Raw genomic sequence first — 17558 nt, forward strand, 5'->3', positions numbered from 1 at the left:
AGGAAGGGGGTGTGGTCGGAGACAGCCAGGAGCTATGAAAGCTTGCACGCCAAGCGCGCCGCACCAGCGCGTAGCAACCGCATCCTCATCCGGCGCTGCGCGCCACCTTTTCCCGGTGGAAGAAGGGAAGTGTCCCGACAGGAATTGAAGCAGTAAGGCAGTAATTGAAGAAGTAGGCAGTCTTCGTCAGATATCGCAACTAGACCCCCCCGCCGGGGCGAGAAGGCATGGCTTTCGCGGCGAGGGCGCGTGTGCCTTGGAGCGCCAGCGCCGCAAGCGCGGTTGGAGGCGCGCAGCGGAAGGTGTGAGGGCACGTCTATGAAACGGCGGATCAGCCGGCAGCCGGGCTGTCGCCCGCGCTACATCAGGCGCTGAGTCCGTCCTGCGCCAGACTCTGGCGGTAACGGTCCTTCTCCGCGCTCAGCGCGACTTCCGCACGCAAGAACACCTGGCCGATCGGCTCGTCGCCGCGGGTTGCCTGCGCCTGGCCGATCAGCACCGTCAGGCCGTGGGCATGCTGTTGGTGGGCGATATCGCGCAGGCGCTGCAGCTTTTGTTCGGCATCTGCGCCGCGCAGCACGGCGATGAATTCTGCACTGTCGGTCACCCGGTCCACGCTGTCGCCGTCGGCTTGTGCCTGCGCTGCCAAGGCCTGGTCGAGCTGTTGCAAGGCGCGACCCAGCAGCCGCTCGCTTTGTTTTTCGGCCAGCGCGGCCAGTTCCTGCACTTCCAGGATCACCAGGTAATAGCCGGTGTCGGCGGCCGCCGCGATGGCAACCGGTGCCACCGGCTGCAGGATCGCTTCGCGCTCGAGCTGCAACTCGCGCTTGCGCTCGTCCAACAGGCGCATGGTGACGCGTGCCAATGCCTGCAGCCCGGTGCGTTGCATGTCAGTGAGCGTGCGCGGCTCGGTGTCGAGCACGCAGACCGTGCCCAGGGCCACGCCGTCGGAGGTGACCAGCGGCATGCCGGCATAGAAGCGCGCACCGGTCTCGCCGGTGACGACCGAGACGTCCGCAAAGCGGCTGTCCTGGGTGAGGTCGGGCACTTCCATCAGTTGCTCTGGGCTGCGGATGGCGTGATCGCACACCGCCTGGCTGCGGTCGGTCTGCTGCATGCCCAGGCCGAGCTGGGCCTTGAACCATTGGCGGTCGCGGTCGACCAGCGACATCAGGGCGATCGGTGTGTCGCATAGCGAGGCCGCCACCTGCACGATGTCTTGGTAGGTGTCCTCGGGCAGGCTGTCGACGATGCGATAGCCGTCCAGGACCTGTTGGCGAGAGGCTTCGTCAGCCGGGGGCATGTGCTTCATCGAATAAGCCGGGCAAGCGCGAACGAGAAAGATGCCACGATACCGGCGCTGCCGATAACGCGGCGTGGATATCGGCCACGCGCCCTGGCGTGACCTCACGGGCGGATCCGGATCCGCATCCATGTCGCACTGCGCAGGCGAGGAAGCACGGGACCGGCGGGCTGAAGCGCCGGAGGCCAGCTTGCCAGCCCGCGCGGGCCGCCTGCGTCTTGCGCGCAGGAGCCGGGTACTGAGACGCACACACGCCATTGCGTACCGCGCACCTGGCGACGGCGCGGCTCGCAGGCCGCGCCGTCGGTGTGCGACTGATCAGCCTCAGCGCTTGACCGGCTTGCCGTCCACGTCCAGCACCTGCACCTCACCGAGCTTGAGCGCCCGCACCGGGGCCTCGATCTTCTTCAGGTCGCCCACGATCACCCAGGTCATCGCATTGGGGGCGATGATTTCCTTGATGGCGGCCTGCGCGGCCGGCTGGTCGATCGCTTCCAGGCGCGGCTTGAGCGTCTGCACGTAATCGTCGGGGCGGTCGAACTGCACGATGCCCTCGATCGCACCCAGCACCGCGCCGGTGGTTTCGAAGCTGCCGGGCAGGGCGCGGATGCGCTGGTTCTTGATCTTCTCGATCTCGTCGGAGGTCAGCGGCTTGTCGCCGATGACCGCGCTGGCTTCCTTGAGGATCTCGTTGGCCGACTCGGCGGTCTTGTCGGTCTGCACCGGCGCGGAGAACATGTACGGCCGCTGGCCTTGCGCATCCAGCATGCGGGTACCGGCGCCGTAGGCCCAGCGCTTGTTCTCGCGCAGGTTCATGTTCAGGCGCGAGGTGAAGGTGCCGCCGAAGGCACCGTTGGCCACGCCGATCGCCAGGTTGTCCGGCGCCTTGGTGGACGGTGCGAGCAGGCCGGCCAGGATCACCGACTGCGGCGCATCCGGCCGGTTGATCAGGTACACGCGCGGCTTGGGCTGCGCGGCGACGTTGACCAGGTTCTTCTTCGGCAAGGGCGTGGCCGGCGCCTTCCAGTCGCCGAAGGCGGCATCGAGCTGCGGGATGATCTGCGCCAGCGTGGTGTCGCCGGCCACCAGGATGCGCAGGTTGTCCGGACGCAGCCACTGGCGGTGGAAGGCCTGCAGGTCCTGGGCGTTGAGGCTCTTGATCGCCGCCTCGGTGCCGCTGCCGGTGAGCGGGATGCCGTAGGGGTGGTTCTGGCCGAACAGCAACGGCGGCAGCGCACGCAGCGCCAGGCTGTTGGGCTGGGTCTTTTCCTGCGCAATGCCGGCCAGCCACTGGCCGCGGATGCGCTCGATGTCGGCGGCCTTGAAGGCCGGGTTGCGCACGATGTCGGAGAACAATTGCAGCGACGGCTGCAGCTGGTCGTTGAGCGCATCCAGCGAGGCGCTGCAGCTGTCCAGATCGCAGCCGACCGCGGTGATCGCGCCCAGGCGCTGGCGACGCTGCGCCACTTCCACCGAATCCAGCGCGGCGGTGCTCTCGTTCATCAGCGCGGCGCTGAAGCTGGCGGTACCGAGCTTGTTGCCCTGGTCGGCCGCATAACCGGCATCGAACAGCAGCTCCACCTGGGTGACCGGGATGGTGTGGCGCTCGGCCAGGATCACCTCGATGCCGTTCTTCAACTTGCCGCGCTGCAATTGCGGGAAGCTCAGCTCGGGGAACTGGCTGGTCTGCGGCACGCCCTTGCCGCGGTCCAGCGTGGAGGCGGTGACGTTGTACTTGCCGGCGGCCGGCAGCTTGGGCGCCGGCTTGCCGGGTTCGGCACCACGGGCGACCACCGCCTTGTCTTCGGCGGCGGGGTCGAAGCCCTTGCCGGCCGGCAGCACGGTGAGCAGGTAGTCGCCCTTGCCGAACCAGGTGGCGGCGGTCTGCTTGACGCTGTCCACGGTGGCGGCCTGGCCGCGCTGCAGATCCTGCTTGTAGGCGCCCGGGTCGCCGCGATAGACCTGGCCCTCGGCCAGGATCACCGCCTTGCCACCGAAGCCGCCGACCTTTTCCAGCCCGCGCACGAAGCCGGCGCGGTAGGCCACCTGCGCGCGCTGCAGTTCGTCGGCGGTCGGGCCCTGGGCGATGAACTTCCTGAGTTCCTCGTCGATGATCGCCTCCACCTTGGCCGGGTCCACGCCGTCCTTCACGTCGGCCTGGATCTGCACCTGGCTGGACAGCGCGAACGGCTGGATCGCCGCCGACACGTCATCGACCAGATTGTCCTGATAGACCAGGCGCTGATACAGCCGCGAGGTCTTGCCGCCGCCGAGCACGGTGGTGGCCAGATCCAGCTGGATCGCCGCATCGCTGCCCAGTTGCGGCGCCACCCAGGTGCGATAGATGCGCGGCTGCGAGACGTGGTCGTGCTGCACGCCACGCTTCTGTGCGGCCAGCGGGGTCACCCACGGCTGCTGGCGTGCCACCGGCTTGCCGGACGGAATGTCGCCGAAGTACTGCAGCGCCTTGGCGCGCGCCTGCGCCACGGTGATGTCGCCGGCCAGCACCAGGGTGGTGTTGGCGGCGCCGTAGTTGTCGTTGAACCACTGTTTGACGTCGGCCAGCGAGGCCGCGTCCAGGTCTTCCATCGAGCCGATGGTGTCGTGCTGGTACGGATGGTTGGCCGGGAACAGGTTGGACAGGATGTTCTGGTCCACGCGGCCGTAGGGGCGGTTCTCGCCCTGGCGCTTCTCGTTCTGCACCACGCCGCGCTGGGTGTCGAGTTCTTCCTGGCCGATCGCGCCAAGCAGGTGGCCCATGCGGTCTGATTCCAGCCACAGCGCGGTGTCCAGCGCAGTGGTCGGCACGGTCTCGAAGTAGTTGGTGCGGTCGAACCAGGTGGTGCCGTTCATGTCGGTGGTGCCGACCTTTTCCAGCGGCGCAAAGAAGCTGCCCTTGTTGTTTTCCGAGCCGGAGAACATCAGGTGCTCGAACAGGTGCGCAAAGCCGGTCTTGCCGGCCGGCTCGTCACCGGAACCGATGTGGTACCAGATGCTCACCGCCACCACCGGCGCCTTGTGGTCTTCGTGCACCACCACGGTCAGGCCGTTGGGCAGGGTGAAGCGGGTGTAGCCGATCTCGGGGATGGCACTGCTGGCCGCAGGCTTGGACAGGCTGGCCGGGGCGGCCGCGATGGCGGGAGCAACGGGACCGGCAGCGGCGCCGAGCACACCGGCGATCAACAGGGACAGCGGACGCAGCATGTGACACTCCAGGGGCAAGACAATCGGCCGAGGGTAGTGGCTGGCTGGCGGCGTCGCAAATGCTGTCCGGCAGGGGGGGGCATGTGCGGGTGCCGGCAGGGCGGCAGGTGAACGAGGCCGGCTTGGGCGTCGGCCAGGGCGCGGCGGTCGGACCGGGCACCTTCGGGGGTGCCGGAGCGGCCCCCCGATCCCACACCGGGCCTGACGGCAAGGCGGGTGCAGGTGGCCTGGGTCATTCGCTCCCCCGCCGGGCGCGGTCGATTGCGCAGGCACGGCAAGTGCACCGGGCCGAGCAGCGAAGCCTTGCGACATTCAGATGCCAGCGGATCGGCCGGCGGGCACGGCGACCGCGCGCTGACCAGCCATCAAGCAGGCCCGGCCGCACATGCTCAAGTTGCCCGTCGCTTCGCCGTTACCTGGGGCGACCTACCTTGCCCAGACCTGACCTGCCGACCACGCCATGACCGTCCTGTTGCCGCCCGTGCCCGTTCCCGCCGACGACGCCTTGCGCGTGGAGGCGGTACGTCGGTTGGGGGTGCTGGACACCGAGCCGGAGGCCGAGTTCGACGATATCGCCTGGCTGGCTGCACACATCACCGGCGCCCCGATGGCGCTGGTGTCGCTGCTGGACGCCGACCGCCAGTGGTTCAAGGCACGTTGCGGCACCGATCTGGAAGGCACCCCGCGCGCCATGTCGTTCTGTTCCTATACGGTGATGGGGACCGAGCTGCTGGAAGTGCCCGATGCCGTGGCCGATGCGCGTTTTGCGCGCAACCCGCTGGTCACCGCCGCGCCAGGGGTACGCTCGTATGTGGGCGTTCCGCTGATCGGCCGCGAGGGCTATGCCTACGGCACCCTGTGTACGCTCAGCACCCAGTCGCGCCTGCTCGACGAGAGCCAGAAGCAAGGCCTGATCCGTCTGGCGCGCCAGGCGGTCAGCCAACTGGAGGCGCGCCGCGACCGGCTGGCCGCGCAAGCGCAGCGGCAGACCCTGAGCCGCCTGCTGGAAGCCATGCCCGATGGCGTGGTGTCCTGCGACAGCGACGGGCTGCTGCATGAGTTCAACCACGCCGCGCGGCAATGGCACGGCACCGATCCGCGCCTGTTGCCGCCATCGCAATGGGCGCAGCACTTCGACCTCTACACTGCCGACGGCAGTGCGCTGCTGCCCACCGAGGCCATTCCGCTGGTGCGCGCCTGGGCCGGCGAGCACGTGCGCAACGCCGAGATGGTGATCCGCTCCACCGGCCAGCCGGCACGCAGCGTGCTGTGCAATGCCGATCCGGTGGTCAGCGACCAGGGCGTCGCCCTGGGGGCGGTGTGCGTGATGCATGACATCACCCAACTGCGCGATGCCTCGGCTGCGTTGGCGGGCGAGCGCGCACGCCTGCAGTCGCTGGTGGACGCTTCGCAGGATGTGGCGATCATCGCGTTCGATCCGAACGGGCGCATCGAATTGTTCAATCCCGGTGCCGAACGCCTGCTGGGCTACGCGGCGGACGAGGTGGTGGGCAGCTGCCCGGCGCAGTTCCATCTGCCGGCCGAGCTGGAGCGGCACATGGCCACGCTGGCGTTGTCGCCGCCGTCCTACCTCAAGCTGGCCGCCGCCGCCGCGGGCGATCAGCTGGAAGAAGAAATCTGGACCCTGGTGCGAAAAGACGGCGGACTGCGGCGCGTACGGCTGTGCTTCAACATCATCCACGACGCGCAGCAGGGGGTGTCCGGCTACCTGGCCATGGCCATCGACGTCACCGCCGAGCTGCAGGCGCAGGCCGCCGCGCAGCTGGCGGCGGAACACTTCAGGGGGGCGTTCGAAACCGCCCCGCAGGGCATGGCGATCGTCTCGCTGGACGGCGCCTGGCGCGACGTCAACCCGTCGCTGTGCAGCATCCTGGGATATCCGCGCGAGCAGTTGTTGCGCACCACCTTCCAGACCATCACGCATCCGGACGACCTGGATGTGGACCTGCGCCTGGTGGAAGAGCTGATCGACGGCAAACGCGACAACTACAGCCTGGCCAAGCGCTACATCAGCCAGCAGGGCGCGCTGATCTGGGCGCAACTGTCGGTGTCGCTGGTGCGCGACAGCAGCGGCGCGCCGGTGCATTTCGTCTCGCAGATCCAGGACGTCACCGAACGCCATGTCGCCGCCGAACGCCTGGCCGAAAGCGAAGCGCGGCTGCGTGCGATCAGCGATGCCACGCCCACCCTGGTGGGGCACTACGATGCCGCCCAGCGCTGCCTGTTCGCCAACCAGGCGCATCGCGACTGGCTCGGCGTGGAGCCGGCCAGCCTGGTCGGCTCCACGATCACCCAGGTGCTGGGCGAGGACCTCGGTGCGGACGCGCGCGCTGCGCTGGCGCAGGTGAGCACCGGGCAACGGGCCAGCTTCGAACACGTCCTGCGTGGCGGTGCGACACCGCGCGATGTGGAAATCACCCTGGTGCCGGAAGTGCAGGGCACGGCGACGCAGGCGCAGGGATTCTTCCTGATGGCGCACGATGTCACTGCGCACAAGTCCCTGCACCGGCTGATGCACGAACGCGCCACCCGCGATGCCCTGACCGGCCTGCCGAATCGCCACGCCTGGTCCGAGGCGCTGCAGGTCGCGGTGACCCAGGCGCAACAGCAGCAGTGCGCGGTCGCGGTGATGTTCCTGGACCTGGACGGCTTCAAACGCATCAACGATGTCCATGGCCACCGTGCCGGCGACGCGGTGCTGGTCGCCTTCGGCCGCTGCCTGCAGCAGGCCGCAGGCAGCCGCTATCTGGTGGCACGCCTGGCCGGCGACGAGTTCGTGGTGTTGCTGGACGACCTGCAGGATCCGCAGACCGAATGCGCCGCAATGGCAGAACGGATTCGCACCGCGGCCGCAGCGGGCGCCGTGTTCGGGGAGCAGCATCTGCCGATCCACCCAAGCATCGGCGTCGCCTGGCAACACGGCCAGCACGCCGACGCTGCCAGCCTGATGCATGCGGCAGACGAAGCGATGTACGCCGCCAAACGCGCCCGCTGCGGCAACGCCGCCGCCCCCACCGGACGCGACGCCTCGCGCTGACGCAACGCATCCAGCACCACTCCCTTCTCCCTCCGGGAGAAGGTGCCCGAAGGGCGGATGAGGGCACGGCCGACCCGCAAAGCTGCATCAACCACGAACACTCCCTTCTCCCTCCGGGAGACAGTGCCCGCAGGGCGGATGAGGGCACGGCCGACTCGCAAAGCTGCATCAACCACGAACACTCCCTTCTCCCTCTGGGAGAAGGTGCCCGCAGGGCGGATGAGGGCATGCCCGGTCCATAAAGTCGCGTCAGTCAGAAGTGCGCGTTGCACGGATCGATGTGGCGCTGGCAATGCAATCGCATCGATCGATGGTCACTGTCCGCGGCGTTGGAGCTCTAGATCCCTGTCGTGTTTAGAGGCGATAACCGTGTGGATGCGTCGAGTGCAGAGCGGCTGATCTGCGGCTTGGCTACACGGCCCTTGCCCGCCCACCCTCGCGGGACACGCTGCAAGTACGTCCCTGTCAGCTCCTAGGCGGCACCCACGCCGCGTAAGGTCCCGCGACGGCGGGCAGACAAGGACCGGTCAAGAGGGTCGGTGCGCATGGTTACGAGCAGGACAAGGCACGCGTTGTCCGGATCACTGCGCCCCCGATCCGCCGCCCCCGATCCGCCGCCCCCGATCCGCTGTTCCCAGGCAGGCGCACCAGTGGCGTGCCTGCCGTCTCTTCCCGCCGCGCAAAAACGCGGGCGATCACCCCATCGATCAAGCCGCCTGCACGACCGAGCGCCGTTGCGGCAGCGCAGCCTGCTGCGGCACCAGGCGGAACACTGCCACGGCGCGCGTCAGATCCGCCGCCTGATCTTCCATGCTGCGTGCCGCGGCGGTGGCTTCTTCCACCAGTGCCGCGTTCTGCTGGGTCATTTCATCCAGCTGCATCACCGTGGTGCTGACCTGCTCGATGCCGGCGCTTTGCTCGGTGCTGGCGGCGGTGATCTCGGCCATGATGTCGGTCACTCGCTTCACCGAGCTGACCACCTCGGTCATCGTGCTGCCGGCCTGCTGCACCAGGTCCGAGCCCTGCGCCACTTTTTCCACCGAATCGGAGATCAACTGCTTGATCTCCTTGGCGGCGCCGGCCGAACGCTGCGCCAGTGCGCGCACTTCGGTGGCCACCACCGCAAATCCGCGGCCCTGCTCACCAGCGCGTGCCGCTTCCACCGCCGCATTCAGGGCCAGGATATTGGTCTGGAACGCGATGCCGTCGATCACCCCGATGATGTCGGAGATGCGCGCCGACGATTGCGTGATCGCCTGCATGGTGGTGACCACTTCCTGCACCACGCGCCCACCGCTCTCGGCCACCTCGCCGGTGCCCTTGACCAGCTGATTGGCCTGGCGCGCGTTGTCGGCGTTCTGGCGCACGGTGGAGGTGAGTTCTTCCATCGACGCGGCGGTTTCTTCCAGGTTCGCGGCCTGATGCTCGGTACGCGTGGACAGGTCGGCATTGCCGCTGGCGATCTCGCCGGCGGCGGTGTTGATCATCTCGGCCGAGTGCTGGATGCCCTGCACGATGGTGGTCAGCTGGATCGCGGTGCGGTTGGCCGCATTGGCCAGGCGGCCGAATGCGCCCTCGTAATGCGATTCCACCCGCTGCGACAGGTCGCCATCGGCAATTGCGGCCATGATGCGGCCGACATCGTCCAGGCCTGCATCGGCCTGCTGCATCAGCCGGTTCAATGCCTGCACCATCTCGGCGAACGCGAACTGGTAGCGCGCCTGCTCGCCGCGTGCGGAGAAGTCGCCGCGCGCGGCCGCATCGGCCAGGCGTGCGATGTCGCTGTTGATCGCCGACAGATTGCCCTTCACCGTATCCAGCGCCTCATGCAGCGCCGCGCGCTGGCCGGGCAGGCGGCGCATGTCGCGGCGCAGATCGCCACGGCCATACTCGCCCATCAGGTCCATCGCCTCGTTGATGGCATCCAGATGCTCGAATACCACCGTGTTCACGCCGTGCGCCAGGGTGCCGTAATCACCGGGGAAATCCTCCGGAATGCGGTGCGCGATGTTCTCGCCCTGCTGCAGCCGGATCATGGTCTGCATCTCGCCGTTGAAGCGCTGCAACTGGGTCTGCATCTGCTGCATGCTGTGCATCAGCTGGCCGGTTTCGTCGCGCGACTCGACCCGGATATCGTTATCGAAGCGGCCCGAGGCAATCGCCTCTGCAGTGCGCGATGCTGCGCGCAGCGGTGCGGCCATCGCCGAGGCGATCAACCAGCACAGGCCGATCACCATGGCCACCAGGGCGCCGCCGATCAAGGTCAGGGTGCGGGTGAAGCCCCAGGCCTGCACCTGGATGTCCTCGGCGTACACGCCCATCACCAACACCCAGTTCCAGGCCGGAAAGGTCTTGGCATAGCTGATCTTGGGCAGCTGTTCCTGCTTGCCGGGCTTGGGCGCATCGTAGTAGCTGAAGCCGTCGCCGCGCTCGATCGCGGTCTTGATGTCACGATAGACGTACTGCCCGGCATCGCTCTTGTAGTCGCTCATGTCGGTGCCGACGGCGCGCTTGGGATGCATCAGGATGCGCATCTGCGGGTCGACGATGAAGAAGTAGTCCACGCCGTCGTTGGTACGCATGTCCGCCAGCGTGGTGCGCGCAGCTTCCTTGGCCTGTTCGACCGTCAGTTCGCCGGCCTTGGCCTTGTCGGCATAGTGCTGCATCACGGTCAGGCCCATCTCCACCTCGGTCTTGACGCTGAGCTTGCGCGCCTCGATCAGGTCCAGATACTGCAGGCGTGCCGCGGCCACTGCCAGCAGGATCACGCCCACCGTCAACAAGCTGCACAGCAGGACGAACTTGCGGGTGAGCGGGAGATTGGCAACGTGACGACGCAGCAGGGACACGACAGGCATGGCAACGAGATCCAGAACGCGCGCAAGGCGCTATGTCATGGATAGCGGCTGATTCACATGCGGGTTGAATGCTAATTGCGGCAGCGTTCGCTTGGGACAGCTGCAATGTAGGAGCGCCCCCGGGCGCGATGGGGCGTTATCGATAACGCCCCATCGCGCCCGGGGGCGCTCCTACAAGGTCATGGGCATCGATCCAGCGATCGATGGGTGACGCGACATTGGTGACTTGCAGACTGTCGGCAGCGTGCAAGCAGCGGCGGACACGCACTGCGTGCCCGCCTTATTGCATCAGCCTGCCGCGCAGAAGCCGAACTCGGCCGTCGCACCGGCCGCCAGGGTGCGGTTGAAGTCCACGCCGCTGGCCTTGAGCGTGCTGCCGCTCTGCGACCAGGTGACGTTCCAGGCATTGTTAACGGTGCCGGTGACCGGCAGCGAGATCGCCCAGGTGCCGCTGGCGGTGCCGGTATTGGTGACCTGCACGCGATTGCAGTAGCCGCCGTTCCACTGGCTGTCCACGCTCACCTTGGTGCTGAAGCTGCCGCTGGGTGTCGGCGTCGGTGTCGGTGTCGGTGTTGGCGTGGGGGTCGGAGTCGGAGTGGGAGTAGGTGCGGGCGTCGGCGTGGTGCTGCTCAGCGTGCCCCACAGCGTCCGCAGCAGCGCCATCTTGTCTTCGCGCACGCTGGTCCAGTCGTCGCGCAGGATGCCGCCGGTGTCGCCGCTGTTGGGATTCCACGACCAGTAGAAGCCTTCGTTGATGCCCTTGCTGCGCAGGTACTGCACCAGCGCGTCCTGCCAGACCTTGTCGCGTGCATCGCCTTCGCCGTACTTGCCGCCGAATTCGCCCAGCAGCAGCGCATACGTGCCGGCGAACTGGCCGAAGTGACGGTCCCAGATCGCAGGCATGTTGTTGGGGAACGTGCTGTCGTTGAAGTACGCCTGCGCGTACACGTCCGGCCCGTACACATGCGGTGCCAGCAGCAGCCGGTTGGCCGGAATGTTCAACGGGGTGCAGGCCAGCGGCTGCAGATTGCCGCCCCAGAAGATGCCGCCATTGGTCGAGCAGACCGGATTGTCGGTGATGCCTTCCACCGCGATGATCCATTTGGGCGCCACCGCCAGTACCGCGGCCGAACCGCGCTCGGCGGCCTTGTTCCAGTCGGTGGCCGCGTTGCCGGTGCCCCAGGTCGCGGCACCGTGCGGTTCGTTCTTCAGGTCCAGGCCGATCACGCTGGGCACGTTCTTGTAGCGGTTGGCGACAAAGCGCAGATCGTCCAGCCACTGCGCTTCGGAATACGAGCCGGTGTACCAGAGCTCGGAGATGGCAGCGCAGTCGGGGGTGTGGTGATCCAGCAGCACGTACATGCCGCGTGCGTTGAATTCGTTGATCACCTTGTCCAGGATCTGCAGCGAGCTCAGGCCCTGCAGATCGGCATTGAGGCTGTAGTCGATGCTGGTCGGCATCGTGCTGCTGCGCAGGGTGGCCGGGCAGAACGGCAGACGCACGGCGTTGAAGCCCAGGCCCTGCATCTGGTTGATCATGTCCTTCCAGTTGCGTGCCCACAGGCCATGCATGACATGGTTGCCGGTCTCGAAACCGAACACGTTGACGCCCTTGAGCTGGACCACCTTGCCGCTGTCGTCGACGATCTTGTTGTTGCTGATGGAGTAGCTGAAGGCCGGTGCGGCGGCGAGCGCCAGCGCCGTGGCCAGTGCGAGCGTACGTGCAGTCCTGAAGATGGACATGGTGGTCTCCCTAGCGAACCCGGCTCGACACCCGAACCCGGTGAGGGGGGCATCTTGGTCCGCGGCTGCGCCGTTTGGCGTGATCCGGCCCACAGAAAGGCGCATTGCCGCACCGATCACACGCCGGCTGCGGGCCGGTTCGCTTTCGCGCACACTATCGCCGTTGTGGCCTGTCCGCAGGCTGTCCTTTCTGTCCCCGGAGTGTCTTCCAATGTCTTTCTTGCGTGCCGAACTGGCGCAATGGCGCGCCTCGCCTGCGCGCGAACTGATGGCCGGTGCGGTCGCCACCTTTGCGCTGATTCCCGAAGTGATCGCCTTTGCGTTCGTTGCCGGTGTCGACCCGCAGGTGGGGCTGTTCGCGTCGTTCGTGATCGGGATCGTCATCGCGTTCTTCGGCGGGCGCCCGGCGATGATTTCCGCCGCGGCCGGGTCGGTGGCCCTGGTGGCCGCACCGCTGGTGGCCGCACACGGCTTGCCCTATCTGCTGGCGGCCGGGCTGCTGGCCGGTGCGGTGCAGATCCTGTTCGGCCTGTTGCGGCTGGGCGTGCTGATGCGCTTTGTCAGCAGCTCGGTGCGCACCGGCTTCGTCAATGCGTTGGCGGTGCTGATCTTTGCCGCGCAGCTGCCACATCTGCAGCACGCCAACCTGGCCACCTGGGGCATGTTGGCGTTGGGCCTGCTCATCATCTACGGCCTGCCACGGCTGCCGCTGCCGGGCGTGTCGGCGATTCCGTCGCCGTTGCTGTGCATCCTGGTGCTGACGCTGCTGGGCTCGGCCCTGCATCTGCCGCTGGAGACGGTGGCCGACCTGGGCAAGCTGCCCGACGCGCTGCCATTCCTGCAATGGCCGGCGGTGCCGCTGACGCTGGAGACCTTGCGCATCATCGCCTTGCCGGCGCTGGCCATCGCGATGGTGGGGCTGCTCGAATCGCTGATGACCGCACGCGTGGTGGACGAACTCACCGACACTCCGAGCAACAAGAACCGCGAGTGCACCGGGCTGGGCCTGGCCAACACCGCTGCCAGTCTGTTCGGCGGCATCGCCGGCTGCGGCATGATCGGGCAGACCGTGGGCAACGTGAAGTACGGCGGGCGCGGCCGTCTCTCGACCCTGTTCGCCGGCGTGTTCCTGCTGATCCTGATGGTGCTGCTCAAGCCGTGGGTCTCGCAGGTACCGGTGATCGCCTTGGTGGCGATCATGGTGATGGTCTCGGCCGAGACCTTCGACTGGCGTTCGCTGCGCACCGTGGTCACCCATCCGCGTACCTCCAGCGTGGTGATGCTGGCCACCGTGGCGGTGACCCTGCTCACCCGCAACCTGGCCGCCGGCGTGGCGGTGGGCGTGGTGCTGAGCGGTGTGTTCTTCACCTTCAAGGTGGCCGGGCTGCTGCAGATCACGCACAGCGACGGCGACGATGGCGTGCGCACCTACCACGTGCGCGGGCAGGTGTTCTTCGCCTCGGCCGACGTGTTCATCGACGCCTTCGACGCGCGCCAGGTGCCCGGTCGCGCGGTGGTGATCGATGTCAGCCGCGCGCATTTCTGGGACATCACCGCGGTGGCGGCGCTGGACAAGGTGGTACAGCGGCTGCGCCACCATGGGCTGGAGGTCCAGGTCAAAGGCCTGAATGCCGGCAGCCGGCGGCTGATGCAGGCGCACGCGCTGGGCGACGATGCGCTGGAGTCCGCATTGCCCTGAGCGGCGCAGGGATGCAGGCCTGTCGCGCGCCTGCACATCCGTGTACGCCGGCTGGCCGTGCGCGGCGGCGGCCGGCGGGCAGACTCAAGTTCGCGCGCGCAGCGCCGATGAACCGGCATCGAGATTGCCGGTAACCCGCCGTGATGCCAGTGCGTTCCAGTCCGAGAGGTGTGCCCGCGTGCCGTGACCGGCGCTGCGGGCCTGCGTCCGCCCGCGGGATGGTGCGGCAATGACCACGGCACCGTTGCTGGAACGCATGGTGGACCTGACCGCCATCCGCGACGCCGATCTGCTCGATCTGAGCCTGTTGCGCACCATGCGCGAGGTCTGCGCGTCCGAGGAGCTGTCGTTGCTGCGCATCGCCCCGGATGGCCGCACCATGGCCGAGACGCGGCTGCGCGAGGATGGCCGGCTGTCGCTGACGGTGGCCGACATCCACGACGCGCACCTGCGCACGCAGTTGGCCGACCTGCACGGGCCGGGCGATGTGGTGCAGTTGCAGCAGGACGGCCGCGCGTTGCTGGTGTATCCGATGATGGAAGCACGCGGGATCCGCACCTGCCTGCGCGTGGGCGGCACGCGCGCACCCGGCGCCGCCGAGCAGGTGATGCTGCAGGGCTTCGCACGTTTCTTCCAGAATTACCGCAGCCTGCTCGACGATGCCCAGCGCGATGCGTTGACCGGCCTGCGCAATCGCAAGACCTTCGACGATGTGATCCTGCGCCTGTTCTCCGGTGGCGCGGATGCAGCGGCCAGCGAAGGCGTGTGGCTGGGGATCGTGGACATCGACCACTTCAAGCGCGTCAACGACGGCTTCGGCCATCTGTATGGCGACGAGGTGCTGCTGCTGGTGGCCCAGTTGATGCAGCGCTGCTTCCGTCAGGACGACCTGCTGTTCCGCTTCGGTGGCGAAGAGTTTGTGATCGTGTTGCGCGGAGTGGATCGCGACACGGCGGTGGCGTTGTTCGAGCGCTTCCGTGTGGCGGTGGCCGAGCATGTATTTCCGCAGGTCGGCAAGGTCACGCTCAGCGCCGGCATCGTCGAGCTGACCGACGGCCGGCTGATCAGCCAGTTGCTCGACGAGGCCGACAAGGCGCTGTACTGGGCAAAGCAGCATGGCCGCAACCGCGCCGAGGTCTACGCCGAACTGGTGGCCAGCGGGCAGATGCGCCAGGTTGCCCAGCAGGTCGGCAGCGTCGACCTGTTCTGAGACGCATCGGCGTTCGCCGGCGGCAGCGCTGCAGTGTCGGCCGCCGCGGCATGCGGCGGCTGGACGCCACCCGGCGCCATGACACGCCCGCACAGCGCAGGCCGCGCGTCGGTGGCAGCATCGTCGCATGGCATCGCCACCTGGCCATGTCGATCAGTGCTGCGTCGCTGCCACTGCACGTCGCCGCGCGCATCGGTTGCCGCCGTGCACACCCGATCGAACGCCGCAGTGGCTACACTCCAGGGCTGTTCGGACACTACCTGGGTGCTGCAGTGAAGCGAGTTGTTACCAAACGCGTTGCAATGGGAATGTTGGCGATGGCGGTCTCGACCGCACTGATGGCGGCCACGCCGACCTTCGATGGCGCGCGCATCTCGCGCGACGTCAAGGAGCTGGCCTCCGATGCCTACGAAGGCCGCGGCCCGGCCACTGCCGGCGAAGAAAAGACCATCGCCTACCTGAGCAAGCAGTTCGCCGCTGCCGGCCTGCAGCCGGGCGGCGATCTGCGCGACGGCAAGCGCGCCTGGACCCAGGCGGTGCCGCTGCGCCGCGCCGATATCGTCGGCACCCCAACCATCGCCCTGCAGCATGCCGGCAAGCCGCAGGCGCTGACCCAGGGCAAGCAGATCGCCATCCGCGCCGCGCTGGACGGCTCGTCCAAGGTCGACATCGCCAACGCACCGCTGGTGTTCGTCGGCTACGGCGTCAAGGCGCCGGAGCGCGACTGGGACGACTTCAAGGGTGTGGACCTGAAAGGCAAGATCGCGGTGGTGCTGATCAACGACCCGGACTTCGAAACCGGCAAGGGCGCCTTCGACGGCGCCGGCATGACCTACTACGGCCGCTGGACCTACAAGTACGAAGAAGGCGCACGCCAGGGCGCGCTCGGCGTGCTGGTGGTGCACGAAACCGCGCCCGCCTCCTACGGCTGGGACACGGTGGCCAGCTCCAACACCAACACCATGTTCGATGTGGTGCGCGACAACCCGCGCGCCGCGCATCCCACCCTGGAAGGCTGGATCCAGCGCGACCTGGCCGCCGACCTGTTCAAGCAGGCCGGGCTGGATTTTGACGCCTTGAAGAAGCAGGCGCAGACGCGCGGCTTCAAGCCGGTCGAACTCAAGGGCCAGGGGTTGAGCGCCAGCTACCAGGTCAAATCCGATGTGATCACCTCGCACAACGTGGTGGCGCGGCTGGATGGCAGCACGCATCCGGATGAAACGCTGATCTACAGCGCGCATTGGGACCACATCGGCGTGGGCAAGCCGGACGCACGTGGCGACACCATCTTCAACGGCGCGCTGGACAACGCCAGCGGCACGGCCGCACTGCTGGAACTGGCGCGCGGCTTTGCCGCCGGCCCCAAGCCGCAGCGCTCGGTGGTGTTCCTGGCCGTCACCGCCGAAGAAAAGGGCCTGCTGGGCTCGGAGTTCTACGCCTCCAAGCCGCTGTACCCGCTGGACACCACGGTGGCGGTGATCAACATGGACGGTATGAGCCCGTTCGTGCCGTCGCGCGATTTCGGCATCTACGGCACCGCGAAACTCCAGTTGCTCGATCAGCTCAAGACCGTCGCCGGCCAGTGGAAGCTGCGCTACACGCCCGATCCCAAGCCGCAGGCAGGGTACTTCTTCCGCTCGGATCATTTCTCCTTCGCCAAGCGCGGCGTGCCGGCGCTGTCGTATGCGGCCGGGCAGGATTGGGAAGTGGGCGGCGTGGCCGCTGGCAAGGCCGCCTCCGACGACTACACCGCCAAGCGCTATCACCAGCAGGGCGATGAGTGGAAGCCGGACTGGACCTTCGCCGGTGCGGCGCGTGACCTGGGCGTGCTGTACGCGCTGGGCCAGCAGCTGGCCGATTCGCGCCAGTGGCCGAACTGGAGCAACGATTCGGAGTTCCGCGCCACCCGCGATGCCAGCGAGGCGGCGCGCAAGTAGGACGACTGATGCGGCGACGGCGCTTCCATCAGCGGCGTCGCTGTTGCCCGATGCGGCATGTGCCCCGTGTGCATGCCGCCATCCGGCTCAAGCCACGTGCCCGGTGCTCGGGGGTCTTGTCAGTTGCTTCAAGGCGGTGAGCCTGCGGTTGTCCAGGCAGCCCTGGGTGCCATGCATGCGTCGTTTTGCAAAGCGGCTGACAAGTGGCCTGGTTCTCAGGCCAATGCCAGCGCACCGGCGTGCTGCGAGGGTGCCAGATCGGCGGTTCGCGGGTTGGCTGCAGGGCCCTTGCCCGCCCACCATCGCAGGACACGCCGCAAGTACGTCCTTGTAGGCTCTGGCGCGGCATCCATGCCACTCAAGGTCCCGCGACGGTGGGCGGGCAAGGACCAGTCGAGATGGCGGTGTGTGTGGTGCAAGCAGGGCATGGCGTGCGTTGTTCGAATCACGTTGCGTCCGATCAGTGCCCCGTGCAAGCCGAGCGGCAGACAGGCCTCCAACACGCAACCTGCAAATGTCTCGTCTGCTCACCGCATGTCGAGCAAC

7 protein-coding genes and 1 pseudogene are annotated in these 17558 nt (G+C 67.4%); 4 read left to right on the plus strand and 4 right to left on the minus strand.

Annotation, left to right across the window (positions count from 1 at the left end):
* Positions 1-364: 364 nt before the first annotated feature.
* Together CPBF1521_RS03385 and CPBF1521_RS03390 are read right to left on the minus strand one after the other, a co-directional pair.
* Positions 365-1312, minus strand: a complete 948-nt coding sequence (locus CPBF1521_RS03385) for a GAF domain-containing protein (RefSeq protein WP_104649251.1) — start codon at positions 1310-1312, stop codon at positions 365-367.
* 315 nt (positions 1313-1627) lie between these two features.
* The gene (locus CPBF1521_RS03390; protein WP_115675965.1) at positions 1628-4507 is read right to left on the minus strand and encodes a M16 family metallopeptidase; all 2880 of its coding nucleotides are present in this window, start codon (positions 4505-4507) and stop codon (positions 1628-1630) included.
* 385 nt (positions 4508-4892) lie between these two features.
* Between CPBF1521_RS03390 and CPBF1521_RS03395 the strand changes: the two are divergent.
* Positions 4893-7565: pseudogene (locus tag CPBF1521_RS03395) on the plus strand (PAS domain S-box protein).
* 707 nt (positions 7566-8272) lie between these two features.
* Here CPBF1521_RS03395 and CPBF1521_RS03405 read toward each other — a convergent pair.
* Positions 8273-10405: a methyl-accepting chemotaxis protein gene (locus CPBF1521_RS03405; RefSeq protein WP_180496982.1), complete on the minus strand. Its 2133-nt coding sequence runs from the start codon at positions 10403-10405 to the stop codon at positions 8273-8275.
* A gap of 306 nt (positions 10406-10711) precedes the next feature.
* Positions 10712-12166 carry a glycoside hydrolase family 5 protein gene (locus CPBF1521_RS03410; RefSeq protein ID WP_115675969.1) on the minus strand — a complete coding sequence of 485 codons (1455 nt, stop codon included), beginning with the start codon at positions 12164-12166 and terminating at the stop codon, positions 10712-10714.
* Positions 12167-12377: 211 nt separating this feature from the next.
* Between CPBF1521_RS03410 and CPBF1521_RS03415 the strand changes: the two genes are divergently transcribed.
* The 3 genes from CPBF1521_RS03415 to CPBF1521_RS03425 all read left to right on the plus strand — a co-directional run bounded on the left by CPBF1521_RS03415 (position 12378) and on the right by CPBF1521_RS03425 (position 17012).
* Entirely contained in the window at positions 12378-13865 is a 1488-nt protein-coding gene (locus tag CPBF1521_RS03415) for a SulP family inorganic anion transporter (RefSeq protein WP_115675971.1), read from the plus strand.
* Between the two features lie 229 nt (positions 13866-14094).
* Complete coding sequence (locus CPBF1521_RS03420; protein WP_164738999.1) at positions 14095-15075, plus strand: GGDEF domain-containing protein; 981 nt, start codon at positions 14095-14097, stop codon at positions 15073-15075.
* Between the two features lie 308 nt (positions 15076-15383).
* A complete protein-coding gene (locus CPBF1521_RS03425; RefSeq protein WP_104583826.1) occupies positions 15384-17012 on the plus strand; it encodes a M28 family metallopeptidase in 1629 nt (542 codons plus the stop codon).
* The last annotated feature ends 546 nt before the right edge of the window (positions 17013-17558 follow it).

The sequence above is a fragment of the Xanthomonas euroxanthea genome, assembly GCF_900476395.1.
GTDB classification, from domain to species: Bacteria; Pseudomonadota; Gammaproteobacteria; order Xanthomonadales; family Xanthomonadaceae; genus Xanthomonas; species Xanthomonas euroxanthea.

Excerpts from the sequence above, each read along its gene's own strand:
- CPBF1521_RS03420 (WP_164738999.1), top strand. The coding sequence starts at position 14,095 with ATGACCACGGCACCGTTGCTGGAACGCATGGTGGACCTGACCGCCATC.
- CPBF1521_RS03415 (WP_115675971.1), top strand. The coding sequence starts at position 12,378 with ATGTCTTTCTTGCGTGCCGAACTGGCGCAATGGCGCGCCTCGCCTGCG.
- CPBF1521_RS03425 (WP_104583826.1), top strand. The coding sequence starts at position 15,384 with ATGTTGGCGATGGCGGTCTCGACCGCACTGATGGCGGCCACGCCGACC.
- CPBF1521_RS03410 (WP_115675969.1), bottom strand. The coding sequence starts at position 12,166 with ATGTCCATCTTCAGGACTGCACGTACGCTCGCACTGGCCACGGCGCTG.
- CPBF1521_RS03390 (WP_115675965.1), bottom strand. The coding sequence starts at position 4,507 with ATGCTGCGTCCGCTGTCCCTGTTGATCGCCGGTGTGCTCGGCGCCGCT.
- CPBF1521_RS03385 (WP_104649251.1), bottom strand. The coding sequence starts at position 1,312 with ATGAAGCACATGCCCCCGGCTGACGAAGCCTCTCGCCAACAGGTCCTG.